At 68.8% G+C, this 25,762-nt stretch carries 23 protein-coding genes; 11 read left to right on the plus strand and 12 right to left on the minus strand.

The window, feature by feature from the left end:
• Positions 1 to 366: 366 nt before the first annotated feature.
• Positions 367 to 783 (minus strand): 50S ribosomal protein L19, encoded by a 417-nt coding sequence (gene rplS, locus AB7M35_RS10610; RefSeq protein WP_453959544.1) that lies wholly within the window; start codon positions 781 to 783, stop codon positions 367 to 369.
• A gap of 411 nt (positions 784 to 1,194) precedes the next feature.
• Between rplS and AB7M35_RS10615 the strand changes: the two genes are divergently transcribed.
• Positions 1,195 to 2,172 carry a linear amide C-N hydrolase gene (locus AB7M35_RS10615; RefSeq protein WP_453959545.1) on the plus strand — a complete coding sequence of 326 codons (978 nt, stop codon included), beginning with the start codon at positions 1,195 to 1,197 and terminating at the stop codon, positions 2,170 to 2,172.
• Between the two features lie 57 nt (positions 2,173 to 2,229).
• Here the strand turns inward: AB7M35_RS10615 and AB7M35_RS10620 are convergent, their stop codons facing one another.
• The 9 genes from AB7M35_RS10620 to AB7M35_RS10660 form a co-directional block, all read right to left on the minus strand.
• Positions 2,230 to 3,462, minus strand: coding sequence for a phenylacetate--CoA ligase family protein (locus AB7M35_RS10620; RefSeq protein WP_453959546.1), 1,233 nt, complete (start codon positions 3,460 to 3,462; stop codon positions 2,230 to 2,232).
• Between the two features lie 19 nt (positions 3,463 to 3,481).
• Entirely contained in the window at positions 3,482 to 4,333 is an 852-nt protein-coding gene (locus AB7M35_RS10625; RefSeq protein WP_453959548.1) for an ABC transporter ATP-binding protein, read from the minus strand.
• A complete protein-coding gene (locus AB7M35_RS10630) occupies positions 4,324 to 5,367 on the minus strand; it encodes an alpha/beta hydrolase (RefSeq protein WP_453959549.1) in 1,044 nt (347 codons plus the stop codon). The genes AB7M35_RS10625 and AB7M35_RS10630 overlap by 10 nt, the downstream gene beginning before the upstream one ends.
• Positions 5,368 to 5,571: 204 nt before the next feature.
• Positions 5,572 to 6,906, minus strand: a complete 1,335-nt coding sequence (locus AB7M35_RS10635; RefSeq protein WP_453959551.1) for an ABC transporter substrate-binding protein — start codon at positions 6,904 to 6,906, stop codon at positions 5,572 to 5,574.
• Between the two features lie 159 nt (positions 6,907 to 7,065).
• Positions 7,066 to 8,142 carry a branched-chain amino acid ABC transporter permease gene (locus AB7M35_RS10640; protein ID WP_453959553.1) on the minus strand — a complete coding sequence of 359 codons (1,077 nt, stop codon included), beginning with the start codon at positions 8,140 to 8,142 and terminating at the stop codon, positions 7,066 to 7,068.
• Positions 8,142 to 8,522, minus strand: coding sequence for a VOC family protein (locus AB7M35_RS10645; RefSeq protein WP_453959555.1), 381 nt, complete (start codon positions 8,520 to 8,522; stop codon positions 8,142 to 8,144). Before AB7M35_RS10645 ends, AB7M35_RS10640 begins: the two co-directional genes overlap by 1 nt.
• A 3-nt stretch (positions 8,523 to 8,525) precedes the next feature.
• Positions 8,526 to 9,482 (minus strand): branched-chain amino acid ABC transporter permease, encoded by a 957-nt coding sequence (locus tag AB7M35_RS10650; RefSeq protein WP_453959556.1) that lies wholly within the window; start codon positions 9,480 to 9,482, stop codon positions 8,526 to 8,528.
• A gap of 72 nt (positions 9,483 to 9,554) precedes the next feature.
• Positions 9,555 to 10,370, minus strand: a complete 816-nt coding sequence (locus tag AB7M35_RS10655) for an ABC transporter ATP-binding protein (RefSeq protein ID WP_453959558.1) — start codon at positions 10,368 to 10,370, stop codon at positions 9,555 to 9,557.
• An 18-nt stretch (positions 10,371 to 10,388) separates the two neighbouring features.
• Positions 10,389 to 12,380 (minus strand): AMP-binding protein, encoded by a 1,992-nt coding sequence (locus AB7M35_RS10660; RefSeq protein ID WP_453959560.1) that lies wholly within the window; start codon positions 12,378 to 12,380, stop codon positions 10,389 to 10,391.
• Positions 12,381 to 12,692: 312 nt separating this feature from the next.
• Here AB7M35_RS10660 and AB7M35_RS10665 point away from each other — a divergent pair, with 312 nt between their 5' ends.
• The 3 genes from AB7M35_RS10665 to AB7M35_RS10675 all read left to right on the plus strand — a co-directional run bounded on the left by AB7M35_RS10665 (position 12,693) and on the right by AB7M35_RS10675 (position 15,642).
• A complete protein-coding gene (locus AB7M35_RS10665) occupies positions 12,693 to 13,844 on the plus strand; it encodes a patatin-like phospholipase family protein (protein ID WP_453959562.1) in 1,152 nt (383 codons plus the stop codon).
• Positions 13,845 to 13,965: 121 nt separating this feature from the next.
• Positions 13,966 to 14,706 carry an acetoacetate decarboxylase gene (locus AB7M35_RS10670; RefSeq protein ID WP_453959565.1) on the plus strand — a complete coding sequence of 247 codons (741 nt, stop codon included), beginning with the start codon at positions 13,966 to 13,968 and terminating at the stop codon, positions 14,704 to 14,706.
• Between the two features lie 546 nt (positions 14,707 to 15,252).
• Positions 15,253 to 15,642 (plus strand): DoxX family protein, encoded by a 390-nt coding sequence (locus AB7M35_RS10675; RefSeq protein ID WP_453959568.1) that lies wholly within the window; start codon positions 15,253 to 15,255, stop codon positions 15,640 to 15,642.
• 113 nt (positions 15,643 to 15,755) lie between these two features.
• Here AB7M35_RS10675 and AB7M35_RS10680 read toward each other — a convergent pair whose 3' ends face one another.
• Positions 15,756 to 16,829 (minus strand): helix-turn-helix domain-containing protein, encoded by a 1,074-nt coding sequence (locus tag AB7M35_RS10680; RefSeq protein WP_453959569.1) that lies wholly within the window; start codon positions 16,827 to 16,829, stop codon positions 15,756 to 15,758.
• Positions 16,830 to 17,539: 710 nt separating this feature from the next.
• Between AB7M35_RS10680 and AB7M35_RS10685 the strand changes: the two genes are divergently transcribed.
• The 5 genes from AB7M35_RS10685 to AB7M35_RS10705 all read left to right on the plus strand — a co-directional run bounded on the left by AB7M35_RS10685 (position 17,540) and on the right by AB7M35_RS10705 (position 22,916).
• The gene (locus tag AB7M35_RS10685; RefSeq protein WP_453959571.1) at positions 17,540 to 18,034 is read left to right on the plus strand and encodes a twin-arginine translocation pathway signal; all 495 of its coding nucleotides are present in this window, start codon (positions 17,540 to 17,542) and stop codon (positions 18,032 to 18,034) included.
• Between the two features lie 20 nt (positions 18,035 to 18,054).
• Complete coding sequence (locus AB7M35_RS10690; RefSeq protein ID WP_453959573.1) at positions 18,055 to 18,726, plus strand: ferric reductase-like transmembrane domain-containing protein; 672 nt, start codon at positions 18,055 to 18,057, stop codon at positions 18,724 to 18,726.
• A 551-nt stretch (positions 18,727 to 19,277) separates the two neighbouring features.
• Positions 19,278 to 21,293, plus strand: a complete 2,016-nt coding sequence (gene goxA, locus AB7M35_RS10695) for a CTQ-dependent glycine oxidase GoxA (protein WP_453959575.1) — start codon at positions 19,278 to 19,280, stop codon at positions 21,291 to 21,293.
• A 4-nt stretch (positions 21,294 to 21,297) separates the two neighbouring features.
• Positions 21,298 to 22,461, plus strand: a complete 1,164-nt coding sequence (gene goxB / locus AB7M35_RS10700; RefSeq protein ID WP_453959576.1) for a glycine oxidase maturase GoxB — start codon at positions 21,298 to 21,300, stop codon at positions 22,459 to 22,461.
• On the plus strand, positions 22,458 to 22,916 hold the full coding sequence (locus AB7M35_RS10705) for a RidA family protein (RefSeq protein WP_453959579.1): 459 nt from the start codon (positions 22,458 to 22,460) through the stop codon (positions 22,914 to 22,916). Before goxB ends, AB7M35_RS10705 begins: the two co-directional genes overlap by 4 nt.
• Positions 22,917 to 23,012: 96 nt before the next feature.
• On the opposite strand, the gene AB7M35_RS10710 is transcribed toward AB7M35_RS10705, so the two are convergent.
• A complete protein-coding gene (locus AB7M35_RS10710) occupies positions 23,013 to 23,423 on the minus strand; it encodes a DUF3775 domain-containing protein (RefSeq protein ID WP_453959582.1) in 411 nt (136 codons plus the stop codon).
• A gap of 294 nt (positions 23,424 to 23,717) precedes the next feature.
• Here AB7M35_RS10710 and ffh point away from each other — a divergent pair, with 294 nt between their 5' ends.
• Positions 23,718 to 25,247 (plus strand): signal recognition particle protein, encoded by a 1,530-nt coding sequence (gene ffh, locus AB7M35_RS10715; RefSeq protein WP_453959583.1) that lies wholly within the window; start codon positions 23,718 to 23,720, stop codon positions 25,245 to 25,247.
• Positions 25,248 to 25,315: 68 nt separating this feature from the next.
• Positions 25,316 to 25,735 (plus strand): 30S ribosomal protein S16, encoded by a 420-nt coding sequence (gene rpsP, locus AB7M35_RS10720; RefSeq protein ID WP_453959585.1) that lies wholly within the window; start codon positions 25,316 to 25,318, stop codon positions 25,733 to 25,735.
• Positions 25,736 to 25,762: the final 27 nt, after the last annotated feature.

The following is a 25,762-nucleotide window of genomic DNA, read 5'->3' on the forward strand; positions in this document are numbered from 1 at the left end:
CGCACACAGGAATCCATGACGCCGGCGCATGCCAGATGCATGACACCGGCACCGGCGAACAGACCGATGGCGGCGCAGACGGGCGTGGACCCGGCCGCGGCAGCAGCGCCGTGATGCTCAGGAACCGGGGAGGAAGGAGGCCCGGACCGGGGATGCAGGCGCCTGCATGCGGGGGATCATCGCATGAACCGGGCCAAGCGTGTCGGTCCGTCGAAGAATAATCCCTTGCCGGCGCCCGGCGCCGGGATGGGGCGCCGCGCGGCTGGGGAGATGAACGCGCTCGCCGCCGCCGGGCCGCGGACGAACGAAAGGGCGGCCGCGACCCGAAGGATCACGACCGCCCGTTCGGACTGTCCAGCAGTGAAATTACTCGGCGGCGTCGGCGGTCGGCTTGATGGTCGAACGCTGGCCCTCTTCGCCGCGACGGTCACGCCGCTCGACGATACGGGCCGACTTGCCGCGACGGCCGCGCAGATAATAGAGCTTCGCGCGCCGGACCTTGCCGCGACGAACCACGTCCACCGACTCGATCATCGGCGAGAAGAACGGGAACACGCGCTCGACGCCCTCGCCGTAGGAAATCTTGCGGACGGTGAAGTTCTCGTGGAGGCCGCCGCCGGACCGCGCGATGCAAACACCTTCGAAAGCCTGGACGCGGGTGCGCGTTCCTTCGGTCACGCGCACGTTCACGCGCAGCGTGTCGCCGGCCTGGAACGGCGGCAGCTTCCGCTGGCCCTCGATGGTCGCCATCTGCTCGCGTTCGATCTCTTCGATGACGTTCATGGCACTCTACCTTCTCAATTCATTTACGAGCGCGGCGTCGGCGCCCTGCGACGGGGCGCATATGGCAGCGATAGGTCTCGGGAAAACAGCTCGACGGTCTACACCGATGCGGCGAACTTGTCGATCCTCAGCAGATAGCGAAGTTCGCGACCGGATTTCAAGAGCTCCAGACAGAAAATCGGCGCCAATCCGGAGCGAATTGCCCGCCAAATGCTTCAAACAGGGCAAATCGGACGTTTTTACGGAGCCTCCGGCAGGCGCTTCCCTCCCCCGCCGCCACCGACCCGGGCGCGGCCCGCGGCGTCCCGTCGCCCGCATTTCGCGCGAACGCGGCGGCGAAACGCGCTACGACTGAGGCCGGGGCGGCGAAAGGCCAGCACGACCGACGCGACGGCAAGAGAGGGCAAACCCATGTGCACACGAGTCTTCTATGAAACCGGATCCGGGACCTACCTGACGGGCCGCACCATGGACTGGAGCGACGTCGGCATGGCCACCGACCTGTGGGTCTTTCCGCGCGGCATGAAGCGCGACGGGGGAACCGGGGCGGACACGGTGCACTGGACCTCGATCTACGGCTCGACCGTGGTCTCCATCTACGGCCTCGCCACCTCCGACGGTCTGAACGAGGCGGGGCTCGCCGGAAACCTGCTCTACCTGGTCGAGTCCGACTACGGGGACCCGGCGGCGCGCGGCAAGCCGACAATCTCCGTCGGCGCCTGGCTGCAGTACATCCTCGACAATTTCGCCACCGTCGCCGAGGCGATCGCTGCCATGGAGACCGATCCGCTGACGGTGATCCCGGCCGACGCGCCGAACGGCAAGCCGGCGACGGTCCATCTGAGCCTGTCGGACGAAAGCGGGGATTCGGCGATCCTGGAGTTCGTCGACGGCGCGCTGCAGATCCACCACGGCCGCGATTACCGGGTGATGACCAACTCGCCCACCTACGAGCAACAACTCGCCATCAACAGCTACTGGAGCCTCGTCGGCGGCCAGCATTTCCTGCCCGGCACCATCGCCGCCGCCGACCGGTTCGCACGCGCCAGCTACAATCTCAACGCCACCCCGAAGTTCGCCGACCGCCGCGCCGCGCTGGCCGCGATCTTCTCGCAGATGCGCGCGATCAGCACTCCGCTGGGCCTCAACGACCCGGTGAAGCCGAACATCTCCTCCACCCTGTGGCGGACGGTGAGCGAGCACGAGGCGCGGCGCTACTACTTCGATTCCGTCATCAACCCGACGGTGATGTGGATCGACCTGGGCTCGGTCGACCTCGCCGAGGGCGCCCCGGCGATGACGCTGCACCTGAACGATCCCCGCGACGCCGGCGGCGACGTGGCGCCGCTTCTGAAGCCCAGCGCGCCGTTCGAGTTTCTCGTCCCGTAGGTCCGGTCCCGGAGCGGCGGGCACCGACCGCCCGCCGCATCCGGCCCCGAGGCCGGCTCAGCCGACCGGGCGCTCGTCGGCGATGACCTTGCCGTCGTTGGGCAGCGAGCCGGGCGCCACCACCCGGACCTCGCCGCCGAGCTTGGTGAGGTCGCGCAGGCTCTCGGCGACGCGCGCGGCGATCGCCTCGCCGGCGTCGGTCTCGATCGCCAGCGTCATCACGTCCCGCTCGTTGTCGCGGGTGACCGTGAGCCGGGCCCGGCGGATCTCCGGATGCCGCTTCACCAGCGCGTCGACCTGGGCGGGATCGACGAACATGCCCTTGATCTTGGTGCGCTGGTCGGCCCGGCCCATCCAGCCCCTGATGCGCGTGCCGGTGCGCCCGCACGGGCTGTCGCCGGGCAGGATCGCCGACAGGTCGCCGGTGGCGAGCCGGATCAGCGGATAGGTGGGCGACAGGCTGGTGACGACGACCTCGCCCACCTCGCCGTCGGGCACCGGCTCGCCGGTTCCCGGACGCAGGATCTCCAGCACCACGTCCTCGTTGACGATCAGCCCCTCGCGCGCCTCGCTCTCGTAGGCGACGACGCCGAGCTCGGCCGTCGCGTAGGCCTGCAGGACGGCGACGCCACGGTCGTCGAAGACGGCGCGCAGCGACGGCGGCAGGGCCCCGCCGGAGACCAGCGCGCGGGTGATGGAGGACGCGTCGACGCCGAGCTCGTCGCACTTGTCGAGCAGGATCTTCAGGAAGTCCGGCACGCCGCAGAAGAAGCCCGGCTTCAGGTGGCCGATCGCGGCGGCCTGCTGGTCGGTGCCGCCGGTGCCGGCCGGGAACACCGTGGCGCCGACCGCCCGGGCGCCCTCGTCCATCAGCCAGCCGCCGGGGGTCATGTGATAGGAGAAGGCGTTGTGGACCCGGTCGCCACGGCGCAGCCCGGCCGCATACAGGGCGCGCGCGACGTTCCAGGGATCGGGGCCCACCGGCTGGGGCTCGAAGATCGGGCCGGGCGAGACGAAGACGCGGCCGAGCGATTCCAGCGGCGCGGCAACGAGGCCGCCGAATGGCGGGTCGCCGGCCTGCAGCGCCGTCAGGTCGGCCTTGCGCAGCACCGGAAGCCGGGCGAGCTCGGCGCGCGACGACACCGAGCCGGTCTCCACGCCCTCCAGCAGCCGGCCCCAGCCGGGCGCGTTGTTGACCGCGTGGCGGACGAGGGCGGCAAGGCGGCGCATCAGCTCGTGCTCGCGCGTTTGCCGGTCCTGGATCTCACGCTCGTCGAAATACAGGCTCATCGGTACCCTCCCCGCCCCTTCACGACAGCCAGCGCTTGCGGCGCTTGTAGTGCTTGACGTTGCGGAAGGAGCGGCGCCCCTCGCCGCCGACGCCGAGATAGAACTCCTTCACGTCCTCGTTCTCCCTGAGCGCCGCGGCGTCGCCGTCCATGACGATGCGGCCGGACTCCAGGATGTAGCCGTAGGTGGCGTAGCGCAGCGCGATGTTGGTGTTCTGCTCGGCAAGCAGCATCGACACGCCCTCGTTCTGGTTGAGGGACTTCACGATCTCGAAGATCTCCTCGACGAGCTGCGGCGCGAGCCCCATCGACGGCTCGTCGAGCAGCACCATCTTCGGCCGCGACATCAGCGCCCGGCCGATGGCGCACATCTGCTGCTCGCCGCCGGAGGTGTAGCCGGCCATGGAGGAGCGCCGCACCTTGAGGCGCGGGAAGTAGGTGTAGACCTTGTCGAGGTCGTCGCGGATCGCCGACCAGCCCTCGCGGCGCGTGTAGGCGCCGGTGAGCAGGTTCTCCTCGATGGTGAGGTGGCCGAAGCAGTGGCGGCCCTCCATCACCTGGATGCAGCCGCGCGTGACCAGCGCGTTGGGCGACAGCGCCTCCACCCGCTCGCCATCGAAGCTGATCGAGCCCTTGGTGACCTCGCCGCGCTCGGCGCGCAGCAGGTTGGAGATCGCCTTGAGGGTCGTGGTCTTGCCGGCGCCGTTGGCGCCGAGCAGCGCCACGATGCCGCCCTTCGGCACGGCCAGCGAGACGCCCTTCAGGACGAGGATGACGTGGTCGTAGATGACCTCGATGTTGGACACGTCGAGGATGGGCGGGGCAGCCGCGGCGGGCGCGGGCGCCGGCGCCGTCTCCGTGGTCAGTTCCATCTGGCGGTCTCCCTGGAGGCCGCGGCCTGCCGGCCTGGCAGGGCGGCGGGCGCGCGGCGGGCGTCCTTCTGGGGCGTGACGGTGCAGGGCAGTCCCTCGCAGCCGGCGGCGGGATCGTCGGCGAGGCGGACGAACAGCGCCGTGACGGCCTCGGCGTTGGCGCCGAACTGGGGCGAGTGGCCGCCGGTCTCGAAGGCGTAGAGGCGGCAGGCGGCGAGAGCGGCGCAGATCGCCGCGGTGCCGGCGAAGTCGACCTCGCCGTCGTCCTTCGCCATGACGACGTCGATGGGCCGGGCGATGCCGCCGACGCGGGGAGCGACCCGGTCGGCATAGTCGAAGAGCTGCAGCACGGCGTCCGGCACGATCGTGAAGAAGATGTTCTGGGCGTAGATCTCCTCGACGCCCTCCGCGTCGACCCCGACCGGGTTCGGCACCTTGCAGCCGATCTCGACGAAGTCGCAGTAGTCGGCCCACAGCCGGTAGGCCTTCAGCTCCAGCCCGAGCAGCCGGGTGTTGGAGCGGATGTCGATCGCCGGCGCCAGCAGGAGGACGACGGCGCTGTCGGGGATCCGGCCCGCCTGGACGAGATCGGCGAGCATCGCGCCGCCGAAGGAATGGGCGATGATGACGACCTCGTCGTAGCGCTCCATGCGCTTCTTCAGGCGCTCGGCCAGATCGTCGCGGATGGCGTCGGCATCGAAGGCGGCGAAGCGCTCGAGCGTGCGGCCGTGATACTCCAGCAGCGGCGCCCAGAGATCGGACCCGGTTTCCTCGGCGAAGGCCTCGAACAGCGGCTCCATGGTCATCGGCGAGGCCCCGAAGCCGTGCACCAGCACGATGAGGCGGCGGGAGCCGCGCTCCAGCACGCGCTCGCGCGCCTTGACGATGACGCCATCGGCGCCGAAATCGTTGAAATGGCGATGGGTGCGCTCGGCGTTGAAGTCATAGAGCCAGCCGGTTCCCCAGAAGAGGCCGAACAGCACGAGGATCAGGACGATCAGCCGGCGGATGGAGCGCCATCGTCGATGCGGCACAGAAATGACCTCTCATGGCTCGCCGGGCGCCGTGCGGGAAGCGGGAAGGCCCGGGCGAACGATGATCGCATCGCCCGCCCGGAACCTGAAGCCAGGGTTTTCCCTCGCACCTTCGGACGGAAAGCCGGTTCCCACTTTTCCTGAAGGTGCTTTTCCTGCGCACCTTCGGACGGAAAACCGGTTCCCACTTTTCCTGAAGGTGCTCTAGTTGCAGGGCTCGGACCGTTCCGGCCACGGCTGGTTGGAGGCGACGTAGTCCTCCGCAGCCTTGACCAGCATCGGCCGGACGACCTCCTTCATCGGCGGGAACCAGTCCGACACCTTCTGCCACGTCTTGCCGTCCCACTGCTGGACGTAGACGTCGTTCTCGCCGGAGTGGTCCTCGCAGGAGAGCTTCAGCGGGGCCATGAAGCCTTCCATGCCGGCTTCCTTCAGGCGCGCCTCGGTGATGTCGAGGTTCTCCATGCCGGCCCGCATGTCGGCCGCGTCGATCACCGTCTTGCCGGTCATCTTCTGGGCGGTGCGGATCGCCTCGGCCATCAGGAAGGAGTTCATGACGCCGCGGTTGTAGAGGTTCTCGCCGACGCGGGACTTGTCGGAGACCTGGCTCATGTTCTTGTCGACGACGTAGGTCTGGATGTCCTGGATGACCGGGAAATCCTGGCCCACGGCGTTGAAGTTGAGGGTCTTGAAGCCTTTCGCCCCGTCGCCGGCCGGACGCGCGTCGTCCTCGCCGCCGGACCACCACACGCCGATCAGCTTCTCCATGTCGTAGCGGATCTTGGCGGCTTCCTTGACCGCCGTCGGCGTCATGGCGCCCCAGCCCCACATGATCATGTAGTCGGGCCGGTCGCGGCGCACGTTGAGCCACTGCGACGACTGGTTCTGCATCTGGTCGGCCGGCACCGGATACTGGGTCAGCGTGAAGCCGTAGTCCTTGGCGAACTGCTCCAAGAGCGGGATCGGCTCGCGGCCGTAGCCGGCGTCAAGGAAGATGTAGCCGATCTTCTTGCCCTTCAGGTTGGAGAGGTCGCCGCCTTCCTCCTGGGCGATGTACTTGATGATCGCCGAGGCGCCGTCCCAGTAGGTGTCCGGCGGGTTGAACACCCACGGGAAGAGCTTGCCGTCGGCCGCTGCCGACAGGCCGTAGGCCATCGACAGGACCGGCACCTTGTCGACCGACGCCTTGGGGATGAGCTGCAGGGTGATGCCGGTGGAGTACGGATTGTAGATGAGCGGCTTCTGGTTCTTGGTGCTCTCGTAGCACTCCACCCCTTTTTGCGTGTTGTAGCCGGTCTCGCACTCCTCGATGCGGATCTTCACGCCGCCGATGCCGCCGTCGCGCTCGTTGAGCATGGTGAGATAGTCGCGCATGCCGTCGGCGATCGGGATGCCGGAGCCGGCGAACGGCCCGGTGCGGTAGGTGAGCAGCGGAATGAAGAGCTCGCCGTCCTGGGCGAGCGCGGGCGGCGCGGAGATACCGGAAAAGGCCGTGGCGGCGAACGCCAGACCGGCGATCGCGCTCCTCGATTTGATCATGCTGTTTCTCCCTGCTGCGGGGTGTGCCGCAGATTTGTTGTCAGCTGGAGCTCGTTGGCGGCCCCATGCCGTCGATCTTAAGTGCGGTGCCGACCATTGCAAGCCGACGTTGTCGGGCCCGGACCGCCTCCCCGCGGTCCCGGCCGGGATGGGTCCTCCTCAGTAGGGGAATGGCCAGACGCGGAGCTTCTGCTTGAGGATCTGCCACATGCGGGCCAGCCCGTGCGGCTCGACGATCAGGATGAAGATGATCAGCGCGCCGACGATCACGAAGTTGACGTGCTCGATTGTCGCCGCCTCGATGGACAGGCCGAGCGTCTCGGGCACCATGCGGATCAGGATCGGCAGGATCCAGATGAAGGCGGCGCCCATGTAGCAGCCGATCAGGCTGCCGAGACCGCCGAGGATCACCATGAACAGGATCTGGAAGGACAGGTTGATGGAGAAGGCCGACGGCTCCGCCGCGCCGAGCCAGAAGAACACCATCATGGCGCCGGCGACGCCGCAGTAGAACGACGACACCGCGAACGCCATCAGCTTGGTGTGCAGCGGCCTGACCCCGATCAGCTCGGCGGCGATGTCCATGTCGCGGATCATCATGAACGAGCGGCCGATCCGCCCGCGCAGCAGGTTGGAGGCGATCCACGTCATCGCGACGACGATCGCCAGCACCGCGAAATAGCGCGGCAGCGCCCCGGCCGACGGCCCGACGAGGGTGACGCCGAAGCCCGAGCGGCTGGCCACCTCGATCGCCCCCGACGAATTGTAGTTGTAGAGCCAGGGGATGCGGATGAACGCCCACTCCAGGAAGAACTGGGCGGCGAGCGTCGCCACCGCCAGGTAGAAGCCCTTGATGCGCAGGCTCGGCAGCCCGAACACCACCCCCACCGCCGCGGCGAAGAAGCCGGAGGCGAGGATCCAGACCAGGATGTTGGTGTCCGGGAAGATCGAGGTGAGCTTGTAGCAGGCGTAGGCGCCGACCCCCATGAAGGCGCCGGTGCCGAGCGACAGCTGTCCGCAGTAGCCGGTCAGGATGTTGAGCCCGATGGTGGCGAGCGTGAAGATCAGGAACGGGATCATCACCGAGGTGAGCAGGAAGTCGCTGCCGAACACCGGGATCGCCACGAAGGCGACGGCGAGGATCACCGCGATCCCGATCCGGTCCTGGCGGATCGGGAACACCGCCTGGTCGGCGGCGTAGGTCGTCTTGTACTGGCCGGCCTCGCGGTAGAACATCAATCCCCGTCCCAGGTTGTGGCGTCGCCGCCCATCTCGGATGCGTCCCTGCGCACGATGCAGAAGCGGTGGCCCGTGGGCGCCTCCATGACGATCCAGCGCTGGACCGCCCCGACCCGCCGCGCGCCCAGCGCCTCCAGCCGGGCGGCCTCGGCCTCGATGTCGTCGCTGCGCAGGTCCATGTGGATGCGCGGCGCGTGGTCGACGGCCTGGAGCAGGAGGTCGAGCCCGCCGAAGGCGCCGGAGAGATGGACGTACTTGCCGTCCTCGTCCGGCCTGGCCGTGGCGCCGAGCGCCGCCGACCAGAACGCCGCCGCCGCGTCCAGATCGTCGACCTGGCAGTCGATCACGAACCCTTCCAGCGCGCTTTGGTGGGCCATCGGTCAGATCCTCTCGATGATGCGTTCACCGAACAGGCCCTGCGGGCGGAACAGCAGGAAGGCCAGCGCGATGATGTAGGCGAGCCAGCTCTCGATTCCGCCGCCGACCAGCGGCCCCCAGTAGATCTCGCCGAGCTTCTCGCCGATGCCGATGACCAGCCCGCCGACGATGGCGCCGGGGATCGACGTGAGCCCGCCGAGGATGATCACCGGCAGCGCCTTGAAGGCGACGATCTGCAGCGCGAACGACACATCGGAACGCGCCCCCCACATGATGCCGGTGACGAGCGCCACGATGCCGGCGGCGAACCAGACGATGACCCAGATCTGGTTGAGCGAGATGCCCACCGACAGCGCCGCCTGGTGGTCGTCGGCAACCGCCCGCAGCGCGCGGCCGATGCGGGTCTTGGAGAAGAAGAAGCCGAGCGCCGACACCATCAGCAGCGCGATGACGGCGGCGGCGATGTCGATGTGCTGGAGGATCAGGAGGCCACCGAGGATGTCGAAGGCCGTCGACCCGGTCGGCAGCATGAGCTCTTCGGTCACCATGGTCTTGGGCTCGCCGCCGAAGATCAGCTCGCCGAGGCCGATCAGGAAATAGGTGAGCCCGATCGTCGCCATGAACAGGATGATGTCGGGCTGGTTGACCAGCGGCCGGAGCACCATCCGCTCGATGCCCATGGCCAGCACGAGCATGATGCCGATGCAGATGACCAGGGAGAGGAGCGCCGGGATGCCGAGCGCGGTCAGTCCGACCAGCGACAGCGCGCCGAACACCACCATGATGCCTTGCGCGAAGTTGAGCACGCCCGAGGCCTTGAAGATGAGCACGAAGCCCAGCGCGATCAGCGCGTAGAGGACGCCGGAGACGAAGCCCTCCCACAGGACCTGGAGCAGGAAGTCCGGCGCCTGCACCATCTGCACGAACGGATCGATGAAGATCAGATAGAGGGTGTCCACCGCCTCAGTGCTCCCCTCGCCCGGCGGCGGCGCACCGGCCGCACCGCCCCTGCCCGTCGGCCCACGCGGTCATCATTCGTGCGGCACTCCCAGATAGGCGTCGATGACGTCCTGGTTGGCGCGCACCTCTTCGGGGGTGCCGTCGCCGATCTTCTTGCCGTAGTCGAGCACCACCACCCGGTCGGAGATGTCCATGACGACGCCCATGTCGTGCTCGATCAGCGCGATGGTGGTGCCGAACTGCTGGTTCACGTCGAGGATGAAGCGGGACATGTCCTCCTTCTCCTCCAGGTTCATGCCGGCCATCGGCTCGTCGAGGAGCAGCAGGCGCGGCTCCATGGCGAGCGCGCGGCCGAGCTCCACCCGCTTCTGCAGGCCGTAGGGCAGCTTGCCGACCGGCGTCTTGCGGATGTGCTGGATCTCCAGGAAGTCGATGATCTCCTCCACCCGGCGGCGGTGGGCGATTTCCTCGGCGAGCGCCGGGCCGAAGCGGAGCGCCTGCCAGAAGAAGTTCCGGCGCATCATCAGCGTGCGGCCGGACATGATGTTGTCGAGGGTGGTCATGCCGCGGAACAGCGCGACGTTCTGGAAGGTGCGGGCGATGCCCGAGCGCGCCGCCTCGTAGGGCCGCATGCGCCGGCGCACCTTGCCCTCGAAGGTGATGGTGCCTTCCTGGGGATGGTAGAAGCCGTTGATGACGTTGAGCATCGACGTCTTGCCGGCGCCGTTCGGGCCGATGATCGCGCGGATCTCGCCGGTGCGGATGTCGAAGGAGATGTCCGAGATCGCCTTCACGCCGCCGAAGGCGAGCGACACGTGGGCGACCTCCAGCAGCACCTCGCGCCGGGCGCCCTCCGGATCGGCCTCGTGTGTCCGGGTGTCCACCATCGCCACCATCGCGCGCCCCTATTCCGCGGCTTCTGAGAGGGGCGCGGCCTGCGCCGGCGGGAACGTCTCGGCGTCGGCGATGCGCACCGTCGCCTCGATCACGCCCTTGCGGCCGTCCTCGAAGATCACCTCGGTCGCCACGTACTTCTCCGTCGAGCCGTCGTAGAGCGCGTCGATCAGCGGCTGGTAGCGCTCGGCGATGAAGCGGCGGCGCACCTTCTGGGTGCGGGTCAGCTCGCCATCGTCGGCGTCGAGCTCCTTGTGGAGCACGAGGAAGCGGCGGATCTGGGAGGACGCCATCATCGGCTCGGCGGCGAGGCTGCGGTTCACCTCGGCCACGTGGGCGGCGATCATCTCGTAGATGCGCGGCAGGGCGGCCAGCTCCTGGTAGCTGGCGTAGGAGACGTTGTTGCGCTCCGCCCAGCTGCCCACCGCGATCAGGTCGATGTTGACGAACACCGCCACGAAGTCGCGGTCGCTGCCGAAGGCGACGGCTTCCTTGATGTTGGGGAAGAACTTGAGCTTGTTCTCGATGTATTTCGGCGCGAACAGGCTGCCGTCGGAGAGCCGGCCGACGTCCTTGGCCCGGTCGATGATCTTCAGCTGGCCCTCGGCCGTGAAGATGCCGGCGTCGCCGGTGTGCACCCAGCCGTCCTCGGTCCGGGTTTCCCGGGTCGCCTCGTCGTTCTTGTAGTAGCCCTGGAACACGCCCGGCGAGCGGAACATCACCTCGCCCGACTCGGCGATCTTCACCTCCACCCCCGGCGGCGGCGTGCCGACGGTTTCCGCGTCGATGGTGCCGTCGGGCTGCATGGTGATGTAGACGCTGGCCTCGGTCTGTCCGTAGAGCTGCTTCAGGTTCATGCCGAGCGAGCGGTAGAAGCGGAAGATCTCCGGCCCGATCGCCTCGCCGGCGGTGTAGCCGACGCGCAGCCGGGTGAAGCCCATCCGGTTCTTCAGCGGGCCGTAGACCAGGAAATCGCCCAGCCAGTAGAGCAGCCGGTCGCCGAGCGGCACCGGCTTGCCGTCGAGGATGCGCTCGCCGACCTTGCGGGCGTGGCGCATCAGGGCATGGAACATGCGGCGCTTCGGCGCGCTGGCGTCCTCCATGCGCACCATGATCGCGGTCAGCAGCGTCTCGTAGACCCGGGGCGGCGCGAAGAAGTAGGTCGGCGCGATCTCGCGGCGGTCGTCGTTGACCGTCTCCGGGCTTTCCGGGCAGCAGACGCAGTAGCCGGCGGCGTAGCTCTGGGCGTAGGAGAACATGTGGTCGCCGACCCAGGCGAGCGGCAGGTAGGCAATCACCTCCTCGTCGCGCGTGAAGCTGTCGAAGACGTTGGCGTTGCGGGCCGAGACGACGAGGTTGTCGTGAGTGAGCATGACGCCCTTCGGCTGGCCCGTGGTGCCGGACGTGTAGAGCATCACCGCGAGGTCGGAGCCGCGGCCGCGGGCGATCTCCGCCGCCCACGCATCGACGAGCTCCGGCCGCTCGGCGATCGCAAGGTCGGCAACCTCCTGCACGTCCTCGAAGCTCTTCAGGCGGGTGTGGTCGTAGTCGCGCAGGCCGCGCGGCTCGTCGTAGATCAGGAGCTCGATGGAGCGGACGTCCTCGGCGATGGAGAGAACCTTGTCGATCTGCTCCTGGTCCTCGCAGACGGCCGCCTTCACCTCGGCGTGGTTGAGGACGAAGGCCATCTCCTCGGCGACGGAATCGGCGTAGACGGGGATGGGCACGCCGCCGAACGCCTGGACGGCGGCGAAGGTCCAGTAGAGGCGCGGGCGGTTCTGCCCGACGACCGCGACCCGGTCGCCCCGCTTCAGGCCCAGCTCGCACAGCCCGATCGAGGCGCGGCGCACCTCGTCGTGGACCTCCGCCCAGGTCCAGGTCTGCCAGATCCCATAGGTCTTCTCGCGGATCGCTGCACGCGAACCCAGCTCGGTCGCATTTCGCACCAGCAACTGCGGCAACGTGACATTGCCGTCGGCTGCGGTCGCGGCCGCTCCGTCCATCTGTTTCCACCCTCTGGCGATCCCCGGGCCGGTCTGACGCCGGTCCTTGCGGGAATCCTTTTTTTGTTGGGTCCGAGTGAAGCGGACTGACCGTTGCAAATCAAGGGGGCGGAAACGTGCGGTAGCAGGAGCGTGTTGGAAAATGCCCAACGGGGCGGACGCGGGCCACGGCGGCGGCGCCATGCTGCACCGCACACGCCCTCTTTATCGCCCTTCACGAAACGACTAAGGTCGCGGGCTAGAAGTGGGGCGGCAAGCGTGGCGCAAAACCACAAGGGGGGTTCGCGCGTGATCGATCCTGATCGAGAAGACATGGCCGCCGGCGACCCGTTCGCCGGATGCCGCAAGGCCATCGAGACCAACTACAAGACCACCGCGCTCGTCCTCCAGGGCGGCGGCGCGCTCGGCGCCTACCAAGCCGGCGTCGCCGAGGTGCTGCACGACGCCAAGATCGACATCGACTGGGTGGCCGGCATCTCCATCGGCGCCATCAACTGCGCGCTGATCGCCGGCAACCCGCCGGAAAAGCGCGTCGAGCGGCTGCGCGAGTTCTGGGAGCGGGTGACCAGCCGGGTGAACTGGCCGCACATCCCCGACGGCGACGACATCCGCGCCGCCTACAACCAGGCCGCCTCGATGGCGGTGATGACGATGGGCGTGCCCGGCTTCTTCACGCCGCGCTTCCCGGCGCCGATGTTCCAGCCGGCCGGCTCCTACGGGGCGATGAGCTACTACGACACCGCGCCGCTGAAGGCGACGCTGGAGGAGCTCGTCGACTTCGACCGCATCAATGACGGGCCGATGCGGCTGTCGGTGGGCGCGGTGAACGTGCGCAGCGGCAACTTCGCCTACTTCGACAGCGCCTACCGCCGGATCGGGCCGGAGCACATCATGGCCTCCGGCGCGCTGCCGCCGGGCTTCCCGCCGGTGGAGATCGAGGGCGAGCTCTACTGGGACGGCGGCCTCGTCTCCAACACGCCGCTCTCCTACATCATCGATTCCGGCCAGTACGACGGCACGCTGGTGTTCCAGGTGGACCTGTTCTCGGCCCGCGGGCCGCGGCCGCGCAACCTGCAGGACGTCTCGGAGCGCGAGAAGGACATCCGCTTCTCCAGCCGGACGCGCATGAACACCAACATGTTCCGCCGCATCCAGGAGGCGCGCCAGGCCGTCGGCAAGCTGCTCGACAAGCTGCCGCCGGAGATGATGGACAGCCCCGAGGTGAAGCGGCTGCAGTCGTTCGGCCTGAATGCGAGCGTCAACGTCTTCCACCTGATCTACCGGCGCAAGCTCTACGACCAGGCGTTCAAGGACTACGAGTTCTCGCGCAACACCATGGTCGACCACTGGCAGGCGGGCGCCTCGTCGATGCGCCGCACGCTGCGCCACACCGAGTGGTTCGCGCCGCCCGATCAGGAGATCGGGTTCGTCACCCACGACGTCGATCGCGACGCGGAGGACTGACCGCGCCGCGCGCGGCCCGAAATTCGGCCGGCGCCGCGCCGGCGGCCCCGCCCCGCGGGACCCGTTGCGGCGTCGGCGCGCCCGACCCCTGCCGTCCGTGTCACCCAGCGGAGATCCCGACATGATCAGCGAAGAGACCATCAAGGCCAACGCCTTCGCGATGCCGTTCACCTCGCCCGCCTTCCCCAAGGGCCCCTACCGGTTCACCAACCGGGAGTTCTTCATCATCACCTACCGCACCGACCCGGAGGCGCTCGCCGCCGTGGTGCCGGCGCCGCTGGAAATCACCGACCCGATCGTCAAGTACGAGTTCATCCGCATGCCGGACTCCAACGGCTTCGGCGACTACACCGAGACCGGCCAGGTGATCCCGGTGACCTACAAGGGCGAGCGCGGCGCCTACGTCCACGCCATGTACCTGGACGACGGCCCGCCGATCCTCGGCGGCCGCGAGCTCTGGGGCTTCCCGAAGAAGTACGCCAAGCCCACCATGAAGGTGGAGAAGGAGACGCTGGTCGGCACGCTGGACTTCGGGCCGGTCCGCGTCTGCACCGCGACCATGGGCTACAAGCACGTGGATCTCGCCGAGGCCGACGTGATGCCGTCGCTGACGGCGCCGAACTTCCTCCTGAAGATCGTGCCCCACGTCGACGGCACCGCGCGGGTCTGCGAGCTGGTGCGCTACCACATGACCGACATCGTCTTCAAAGGCGCCTGGACCGGCCCGGCGGCGATCGAGCTGTTCCACCACGCGCTGGCGCCGGTGGCCCAGCTTCCGGTGGTGGAGGTGCTCGGCGCGACGCACATCCTGTCCGACCTGACGCTCGGGCTCGGCGAGGTCGTGCACGACTACCTGGCGTAGGGGGGCTCCTTTCCCTCACGCCGGGTTCGCTCGCGCCCACCGGCTCCGGGTGGGCGGCGCAGGGGCGCCGGCGCGCCGTCGCGCGCTGGTTTAGGGGCGGGCTCATATCCGCTCACGCCTTTCCCCTCACGCCGGGTTCGCTTTCGCGGCCTGTTTTCCTTGCGCTCGCGCCGAATGCGCTCCGCGCATCGGCCGCGCGGGCGCGGCCTCCGGCCGGCGGACGGTCGTCCGCTGGTCGGAGGGGTACGGCGCATCGAGCGCAAGGGGACGGGCTGTGGCCGGCAGCCCTGGATTCCCGCTTTCGCGGGAATGAGCGGAGCTTGGGTTGACGCTTCGGCAAGCCAACCTCCGCCTTGCCGGACCGCATCCACCAGCGCGCGACCGCGCGTCGGCCGGCGGCCGCCCCCCACGGCGCCGCGAACGAAGGGAGGTATGAGCGAAAAACGCCACCGCCCCACCCCCTTTTTCCGCATTCCGTGCCGCCTGCGTCTTTGCTATCCCTTGGTGGCTGAGACGATTTCAACGGGCTGAACGGGGGGCGACGATATGGCTGCTTTCGGAATTCCGACGTGGATGGCGCCGCGGGTGCTGAGCATCCTGCGCCTCGTCTCCGGGCTTCTGTTCCTGGAGCACGGCACCCAGAAGCTGTTCGGCATCCCGGCGACCGAGAACGCGCCGGCCTTCCTGTCGCTGTTCTGGGTGGGCGGCGTCATCGAGATCGTCACCGGCGTGCTGATCGCCATCGGCCTGTTCACCCGCCCCGCCGCCTTCGTCGCGTCGGGCATGATGGCGGTCGCCTACTGGATGGTGCACGCCCCCCAGAACCCCTTCCCCGCCACCAACGGCGGCGACGCGGCCGTCCTGTTCTGCTTCCTGTTCCTGTACTTCGTGTTCGCCGGCCCCGGCCCGTGGAGCGCCGATCAGCGGAAGTTCTGAGGGGGAGTTGTTTCCCCTCACGCCGAATGCGCTGCGCGCATCGGCTCCGGGAGGGCGGCCTGACCGGCCGGCGCGCGGTCGCGCGCTGGCGCAGGTGGCGGCCACCGTTGCGACTAGCCTTTGCGGAAGTCGACCGGGGACATGCCCATCCAGCGGCTGAAGGCGCGGGTGAAGCTCGCGTGCTCTTCGTAGCCGAGCGACTGGGCGACCTCCGAAACGGAGAGCTGCGTGTCGCGGAGAAGCGCCATCGCCTTCGCCTGCCGCGCCGCGTTCAGGATCTGGCGATAGGAATAGCCTTCCTGTCGAAGACGACGCTGCAACGTCTGAATACTCAAGCCGGCGAGCCGGGCCGCGCCTTCAATGTCGCTGTGCCCGTCGAGAAGGCGAAGAGCCACCACGGCGGACACGGACCGCACGGATTCCGACGCCTCGTCGGGGGCCATTCCGGACAGGATGTCCTTCAGGCCGACAAAGTCGGAGCAGGCATCGGCACCGGACCATCGGGCATCGAGACCGACCGGGGACACGCGGAGCGCGTCTTCCGGCCGGATGGCGACCGCCACCCCGCGTCTTCCGAAGCGCATGGGGGCGCCGATGCGATCCTCCACCTCGAAGGCGCCCGGATCGCGCGGATAGGTCACCTCGACCCAGACCGGCCGCCAGTCCCTGCCCAGATAATGCTGAACGAACTGGATCATCGGCGGGATGAGGTGATCGACAAACTGGGTCTGCATCCCGCTGCCGAACAGCGGCATCGCGCGCCAGATCCAGACCGGGCCCGACCGCGCGAATGACAGCGCGAACCCGCGCTGATGCGACCAGCTCGTCGCGCAGAGGCGGGCGAGGCCTTCCACCAGGTTCGGTGCCTGGAGGCTAACGCGCATCCAGTCCCCGTACCCGAGGTGGGTCATCCGCTCTCCGACTTCCAACCCGAAGGTTCGCTTCCCCACCTCGCGCTCGCCACGCTCGAACAGCTCCATCATCGCAGTGACCGGAACCGGCGTGTCGGGCTCGGTCTCGAGCGCGAGGGGAAGCCGTGCCGCTCGAAACACATTCAGGAGCGCGGCTTCTCCGGCCCGCCTTTCCACGAACATCGGCAGCGGGCCGAAGCCCCGCGCCCGCACGAGAGGCACCAATCCAAAATCATCGACCATTGGAGCTGCCACTGACGTGAAATGAAAATCCAAGGGCGGATGGCTGGCGCATAACACGAGGTGTCCGGTGCTCGGCACTGACGTGGTGATGCCAAGGGGGGATCACCGCAGAGGAGCAAACCGAAAGAACAGAACGCCACGCCCGATCCCATTTTCAAATAAAATCCCTTAACCGTCAATATTAAGATGCTTCGTATGCGCGAAAATTGCGCGCAATCAAGCATCACTGTCAAATTTTCGAAATAAGTAGGGGCAACACGGCGAGATAAAGGATCGGTGAGACAAGAATACCCGGGGATTCCGGACAAGATCCGACTCTGTTGCCTGAGATGTCTTCGGAGAGCTCCGGTGTCTGCTCATCAAAGACGAGCCCGCATCAGGCGACGAGGGACGGGCCGGCCGACCTTCGCGCATCCCATCCCGCCGCCGAGAAAACGCGGAGGCGGAATGGTGTCACACCAATCACCGACGGATCGCACTGCCGGACGACGGCAAAGCCGGCTTCATGGCCGGCTTTTCTCGTTGGGACGTGCGAGGCCTCACCCGCAGTCGGGGACGGAAAACCGCACGCCCTTTTCGTAACTTTGCCGTCCGCCTCACGCGACTGTGAGTGTGCGCCGCCGCGCAAATGCCCACCTCCGTTTGTAATCGACAGAAGACGCCCTAGGTCGGTGTCAAAGGCGGCCGTTGTCCGTTCGACGACCCCGGCCCGCCCGACAGTGCGATCATCAGGAGGTCCTGACATGAGACACGGCTTGATCGACCGCCGCGCGCTTCTCGCCGCCGGAGGCGCGGCCCTTGCAACCGGCGCGTCCGGCCTGCTCCTCCCCGCCCGCGTCCGCGCCGCCGGCCTCGCGCCGACGCCCTCGATGCGCGGTGGATCCAACAACTACCGTCCCGGCGCGCCCATCGTGGAGCGGATCGGCGGCGGCGGCTTCTGGATGACCGGCACGGTGCGCCGCGCCGGCGACGGGGCGCCGCTGGCCGGCCAGCGCATCCAGGTCTGGGCCCACACGACCGAAGGCTACGAGCGCGACCCGCAGAGCCACGGGGCGACGCTGACCGACGAGTCCGGCGTGTTCCGGCTGGAGATGCCGCAGATCGTCCCGGCCTTCGGCCAGGCCCACGCCCACCTCGCCTATGACAGCGACGCGTTCGAGACGGTCTTCCTGCGGCCGGTGATGGCGAGCTCCAGCGACACCAGCCTCGAGGCCCACTTCGTCCTGCAGCCGGCCTGACCGGCTTGACGTCGCGCCGCATGCGCCAGGCCCGCGCGATCCTGACCTGGACCGTCGTGGGAGCGGCCGTCGTCGTGCCGGTCGTGCTCGCCGCGCGCAGCCCGCTGCTCGCCTGGCGCGACCCGGTCTACATCGCGGCCGGCTTCGCCGGGGTCGTTTCGCTCGGCCTGCTGCTCCTGCAGCCGCTCTCGATCGGCGGCTTCCTGCCGGGGCTGTCGCCCGCCGGGCGCAGGCGCCTGCACCGCTGGGTCGGGATCGCCCTCGTCGGGGTGCTCGTGGTCCACGTGGCGGGGCTGTGGATCACCAGCCCGCCGGACGCGGTCGACGCGCTCCTGTTCCGCTCGCCGACGCCGTTCTCCGCCTGGGGCGTGATCGCCATGTGGGCGGTGTTCGCGACGGCGCTGCTCGCCGCCCTGCGCCGCCCGCTGCGCATCCGGCCGCGCTGGTGGCGGGCCGGCCATGTGGCTCTGGCGGTGGTGATCGTCGGCGGCGTGGTGGCCCACGCGCTGCTGATCGAGGGGACGATGGAGACCATCTCCAAGGCGGCTCTCTGCGCGCTGGTGGTCGCGGCGACGGTGAACCTGCTGGCCCTGGCCGTCCGGCGGCGGGCGGGCCGCGCCTCCATGCACAGGGCGAAGGCGGGAATGCGCGGCGCGAAGGGAACTGTCGGCGGGACACCCCCTTCAGACTAGCCGACCGCATCCCCCAGCGCGCGACCGCGCGCCGGCCGGTCAGGCCGCCCCCGCGGAGCCGGTGAGCGCAGCGAACCGGCGTGAGCGACAACAGAAACACCCTGGCAAAGGCTGCGGCCTGACGCCCTGGATTCGCCTTCGCTGGAATGAGCGGAGGTTGGGGTGGGCTCTGCGGGACACTCCCTCAGACCAACCGGACCGCCCCCCAGCGCGCGACCGCGCGCCGGCCGGAGGCCGCCATCGCGGAGCGGTGAGCGCAGCGAACTCGCGTGAGCCAAGCCAACCTGCGTGAGCGGCGAGAAACCTGCAACCGAATATCCATGCCGGCCCCGGGCAAGATACTTGCCGATGCCCGCGCGGCCCGGGTCTTCGAAAGTGACCGCAAATCCAGCCGGCCACGTCTCTCAGACGTTTGAAGTCTGACCGGATTTTCCTGCGTGGCGTCGACACGGCCGGCGCCTTGACCCGCAACGACCGGATCTGCCACATTGCCGCCGGATCTTCGGATTTGCAGCGCTTCATCAAAAACTTAGTGCCAAGGTGCAAGCTTAATGGCCGATATGCGACGACGCGATTTCCTGGCAGGTGTTGGCGCGGTGGGAGGACTGGCGACGGCGGGGCTGCCCTTCCTGCCGAAGGTGGCGGTCGCCGCGACCGCCCGCACCGAGGCCGCCCCCGCCGATGCGAAGATCGCCCGTGTCGGGATCTATCCGGCGCTTGGGATCTGCCGGGTCGGCGGCAGCCAGAAATGGTTCTACGCCCCGGAGATCCCCGGCGTGCCGTCGCGCCCCGAAGGCGGCTACAAGGACGGCCGCTCCCTCATCAAGAAGCAGGTCCAGCGCTTCCGGATCTACGGCTTCGACGACCAGGGGCGCGTGGTCAGGGAACTGACCTCGGCCGATGCGAAAATCGACTGGCGCGTGCACGTCGCCAACACCAAGGCGGCCTGGTACGGCTTCGTCAATCCGCACGACAACGACGCGCATGGACCGGGCATGCCGACCCGGATGCGCAACCAGTATTTCACCACCACGGCTCAGCGCGAGGCGATGCTGGTGGTGGATCCGGGGCCGGTCGCCATCGGCGGCGCGAAGGTCAACTGGGACGGCGACCTTCCCGACTATGCCATGAAGGGCCGGTTCTGGAACGCCGTCGACGTCGGTCTCGGGCAGGTGCGCACGGACGAGGACGGGCGGCTTCTCGTGGTGCCGGCGGACGGTGTCGCGGCCGCGCCGCGCGGCGCGCCCATCACCAACTTCGCCGACAACGACGGCTGGTACGACGACTGGTGCGACGGCCCGGTCGACGCCACGGTGACGCTCGCCGACGGGCAGGTGCTGGAGGCCGACGGCGCCTGGGTCGCCTGCGTCGGCCCCGATTTCGCGCCCGAAATCCCGGCGATCTCGACGCTCTACGACGTCATCGAGAGCATGAACTGGGAGCAGAAATGGAGCGAGGCGCCCGCCTCGCCGCTCTCCTTCCGCCAGCACGTCTATCCGACGTTCTACCGGCTGGCGCTGATGGAGTGGGTCTCCGCGGCGGCCAACATGCGCCAGGGCTGGCTGGACATCGGCGACTTCTCCAGCGAGGCCTACCTCGCCCAGCTCGCCGATCCGAGCGAGGCCAACAGGCCCTTCCGGCAGAAGGTCTTCGAGAGTTTCCGCAACCCGTACAATCTGGGTCCCAACGCCTTCAAGGACGAGCATCTGAAGATGCCGATGATGCCGGGCGACGGCGTCGACCACGACGGCAGCCCGCTGCAATGGTTCCAGTTCCCCAAGCTGCAGTACGAGCGTCTGCGGCGCTGGGCGGAGGGCGATTTCGAGAACGACTTCACCGACGGCACGCTGGATGCGGTCGACAGCATCGACCAGCTGCCGGTGGAGCAGCGCCCGCATGCGCTGACCCGGGCCGCGCTGGAGCCCTGCTCCGGCGGCGCGTTCCATCCCGGCGTCGAACTCTCCTACTATCTGCGGCTGCCGGCGCTTTACGCCCGCCACGACGACGCCGAGGCGGAGCTGTTCCGGATCGCGCGGGGCGACAGGCCCTCGCTGGTGCAGAATGTCGGCCGGATCCTCGATTTCGCGAAGGCGACCAGCGGCGACAATCCGCCCATCGGGCCGCAGATGGCCGGCGACCTGACCCGCTGGATGGGCCTGCCCTGGCAGCCGGACGCATTCAGCTGCCAGCGCGTCGCCCTGCAGGACGACTTCCCCGTTCCGGTCTGGTGGCCGGCGCTGCTGCCGGTCGACGTGCTGCCGGAGGACTTCTACAACCAGCTCATGCGAACCGACCTGACGCCGGAGGAGCGGACGAAGTTCTTCCAGAACCGCGTCTGGTGGGCGCGCGGGGTGCCGGGGATCGGCTACCACGCCAACGCCAGCTACTGGGACGGCATCCGCAACATGATCCACCTCTGGCAACGGATGGGCTTCGTCGTGGAGCGGCCGGGCCCCAGCGATCCCGATCATCCGAAGGCCATTCCGGCGAAGCTCTACGTCGAGGTCGGGCGGGGCCCCATGGAGGCGCGCTTCGACTGGACGCCCGAAGACGGACAGCTGCCGTAGGCTGATGCCAGGCGATGGAGACCCAGTCCCTGCTGTCGCGGTCGTCGGAGGCGGAATAGCGGGCTGCGCGGCCTGCCTGTCCCTGAGCCGGCGCGACGTTCCCGTCGTCTGGATCGTCGCGGAGCGGCCGGCGGAGAAGCCGGGCGAAAGCCTCGCCGCGGCGGCCCTGCCGCTTCTGGCCGACCTTGCGGCGGACCACATCCTCGCCGACCCGGCGCACCGGCAGGCAACCGTCAGCTTCACGTCATGGGGGAGCGCGGCGCTCGTCGAGCGGCACGCCGCCGCCCAGCCCGGGGGCCTCGGCATGGTCCTCGACCGGAGCCGGTTCGAGGCGGACCTGTTCGAGCTCACCCGCGGCGGCAAGATCCGGCTCGTCGAGGCCTCGCTCGTCGACGCTCGGCGGACCGGCACCGGGTGGACGCTTTCAACCGACGGGGGTCACGAGATTCCGTCCCGGTTCCTGATCGACGCCACGGGCCGCCGCGCCGCGATCGGCCGCCGCAACAGCGGGGTGCGACGCGTCGACCGGCTGGTGGCCGCCTGCACCGTGCTGCGGCAGCGGGACGCCGGCATCGACCCGACACCGGCGACGCTGATCGAGGCCGTGGACGACGGCTGGTGGTACGCCACGCTGCTGGCCGACCGCCGGCTCGTCGTGCAGTTCTATTCCGACCCCGACCTGATGCCGCGCGGGCTCCGCGGCGATCCCGCGCGCTGGCGCGAGCTGGCGGACCGGACGACCTACATCTCGCAGTGGCTCGAGACCGCCGGATACGCGCTCGCCGAGGCGCCGCGCCTGGCAACGGCCGGCACCGCATGGCTGGACGCGGCCTCCGGGCCCGGCTGGCTTGCCGTCGGCGATGCGGCGGCGGCCTTCGATCCGCTCTCCGCGCACGGCATGACGACGGCACTCTGGACCGGCATCCACGGCGCGGCAGCGGCGGCGGCCGCCCTCGACGGCGATCTCTCCGCGCCGGAGAGCTATGCAGCGCGGATCCGGACGGGGGTCGAGCGGTTCAGCCGCGAGCGCGCGGCCGTGTACGCACGCGAGGCGCGCTTTCACGACCGGCCCTTCTGGCGGCGCCGACGCGCGTCCGGGCCTTCCCACCACCCACCCGCGGCGAGCCCGGATGGGCCGGGCCGCCATCACGAAAGGACACTCTCATGACGCGATCGATCCGGACTTTCTCAGCCGCAGCCATTGCGCTCGCCATCGGCCTCGGCACGGCGAACGCCGCCGCCCCGGAACTGAAGGCCTACCCCTCGACGGCCGTCGAGGGTCTTCCCTATTCCGGCGCGGTCCGCGCGGGGGATGTCGTCTATGTCGGCGGGGTGCTCGGCACCGCGGAGGGCGGAAAGGAACTCGTGCCCGGCGGCATCACGCCGGAGACCCGCCAGGCCTTCGCGCACGTGAAGACCATGCTGGAGGGCGCCGGCACGTCGCTCGACCGGACCTTCAAGTGCATGGTGCTGCTGTCGGATATCAACGATTTCCCGGCGATGAACGCCGTCTTCCGTGACGTCTTCCCCGAAGCGCCGCCGACCCGGTCGACGATCATCGTGCCGGAAATCCCGATGAACGCGGCCATCGAGGTCGAGTGCAACGCCCTCGTCGCGGACTAGGGCGCGGACCGACGGCGCGCGCGACCGAGCGGCAGAACCCTCTTTCTCAGCCCGCGATCGCTGACGGAAGGCCGGTTCCCGCTTCTCCGCTCTTGCTCAGAGCTCCAGCGCGTCGAGGCCGGCTTCGAGGTAGTCGGCCAGCAGCGGCATGGCCATCAGGTAGGTCGAGGTCTTGCGGGCGTCGCGCTCCAGCGCGTCGGCCCGGGCCTGGTCGAACTCCGCAGCCTCGAAGTCGCCGCGGCCGACCCAGGTGATCGCCACAAGATCGGCCGCCTCGTCGACGTTGAGGTCGTCGATGAGCTCCTTCAGCTCTTCCTCGGTGAGGTTGGCTTCCTCTTCCTCGTCGAGGCCGTCGTGGGCATGGCTGCGCGTCAGCATGTCCGGATCGAACTCGGTGTCGTGCTCGCCGCCGTCCTCGAAGGTGTCGGTCATCTCGGCGGCCACCGTCCGGGCCTTGTCGACCATCAGACGCACAGTCTCGGGCGAGAGCGACAGCTCGGCGGGCATGGCGGTTCCTTTCGCGACGGTTCGAGGGTGACGCGTTGACTGATTGCAGGCGCACGCACACCTGACAAGCCGGAACGATGTCGCCCGACCGGCGGCCCGGCGCGCGATCGCACCACCAATATTGACCGCGCGCCGCGGAAAGACTAGGTAGCGGGGTCCACCGATCCTGAGCGATCAGCGAGACTCGCCGACCGGGACCCGATCCCGGAGGCCACCACCCGCCAGCGATGTTCGCCCGCGGGTGCGTTTCGCGTTGGTTGTTCGGTCGGTCTGTGGAGAGGAATGCGAGGATCGATGTTCGATAGTCTGAGCGACCGCCTGAGTGGCATATTCGACCGTCTGACCCGGCGCGGCGCGCTGTCGGCCGAGGACGTCGACGCCGCGCTGCGTGAAATCCGGCGCGCCCTCCTGGAAGCCGACGTCGCGCTGGAAGTCGTGCGGCCGTTCGTCGACCGCATCCGCGAGAAGGCGGTGGGCGCGGAGATCGTCCGCTCGGTGACGCCGGGCCAGATGGTCGTCAAGATCGTCCACGACGAGCTCGTCGCCACGCTGGGCGAGGAGGCCGTGCCGATCGACCTGAACGCCCCGCCGCCGGTGGCCATCATGATGGTCGGCCTGCAGGGCTCGGGCAAGACGACCACAACGGCGAAGATCGCCCGCCGGATGACGACGCGCGACAAGCGCAAGGTGCTGATGGCCTCCCTCGACACGCGGCGTCCCGCGGCGATGGAGCAGCTGAAGATCCTCGGCGAGGAAAACGGCATCGAGACGCTGAAGATCGTGCCCGGCCAGTCGCCGCCGCAGATCGCCGAGCGCGCGCTGACCGCCGCCCGGCTGGGCGGCTACGACATCGTGCTGCTCGACACCGCCGGCCGGCTGCACGTCGACGAGACGCTCATGCACGAGATGGCCGAGGTCAAGCGGGTGGCGAAGCCCCACGAGATCCTGCTCGTGGTGGATTCGCTGACCGGTCAGGACGCGGTGAAGGTCGCCCGCTCGTTCGACGAACGCGTCGGCGTGACCGGCATCGTGCTCACCCGCGTCGACGGCGACGGGCGCGGCGGCGCGGCGCTCTCCATGCGCGCCGTCACCGGCAAGCCCATCAAGCTGATCGGCGTGGGCGAGCGCGCCGACGCGCTGGAGGACTTCCACCCCAAGCGCATCGCCGACCGCATCCTGGGCATGGGCGACATCGTCAGCCTGGTGGAAAAGGCCTCGGCCTCCATCGACCAGGAGCAGGCCGAGGCGATGGCCAAGAAGCTGCAGAAGGGCAGCTTCGACCTGGACGACCTGCGCGGCCAGCTCCTGCAGATGGAGAAGCTCGGCGGCCTTTCCGGCCTGATGGGAATGATGCCGGGCGTGGGCAAGGCCCGCAAGCAGATGGAAGCCTCCGGCATCAACGACAAGGTCATCGGCCGCCAGGTCGCGATCATCAATTCGATGACCCGGACCGAGCGCCGCAAGCCGGAACTCCTGAAGGCGAGCCGCAAGAAGCGCATCGCCGCCGGATCGGGCACCCGCGTCGAGGAGGTCAACAAGCTCCTCAAGATGCACCGCCAGATGGCCGACATGATGAAGACCGTCGGCAAGAAGAAGGGCCTGTTCTCCGGCATGATGGGCGGCGGCGGTGGCGGCCCCCAGATGGGTCCGGCAGAGCTGGAGAAGCTCGCCAAGCAGGGCGGCATGCCCGGCGGCGGCCTGCCCCCCGGAATGCCGAAGCTGCCCGGCGGCTTCCCCGGCGCGCCCGGCGGCGGTTTCCCCGGCCTGCCGGGGCTTCCCGGCGGCGGTGGCGGCCAGCCGAAGTTCAAGCTCAAGAAGCGCTGACGGCGCTCCCCCTTTCACCAACCACGACCCATCAACCGAACATCTGAAGATCAACAAAAGGAAATAGCATGTCCCTGAAGATCCGCCTCACCCGCTCCGGCGCCAAGAAGCGCCCGTACTACCGCATCGTCGTCGCCGACGCCCGCGCCCCGCGCGACGGCCGCTTCATCGAGAAGGTGGGCACGTTCAACCCGCTGCTGGCGAAGGACCATCCGGAGCGCTTCACCCTCGTCGAAGAGCGCGTGAAGCACTGGCTCGCAGCCGGCGCCCAGCCGACCGACCGCGTCCACCGCTTCCTCGACGCCGCCGGCCTGATGCCGCGCAAGGCGCGCGAGAACCTGAAGAAGGGCGAGCCGGGCAAGAAGGCCCAGGAGCGCGCCGAATCCCGCGAGAAGGCCGCCGCCGCCGCCGCCGAGGCCGCCGCTGCGCCGGCTCCGGAGCCGGTCGAGGATGCCGCTCCCGCGACCGAGGAAGCCGCGGCCGAGTAAGCCGCAGCTTCGGCGCGGAGCGCCCGA

The organism is Amorphus suaedae (assembly GCF_053629675.1).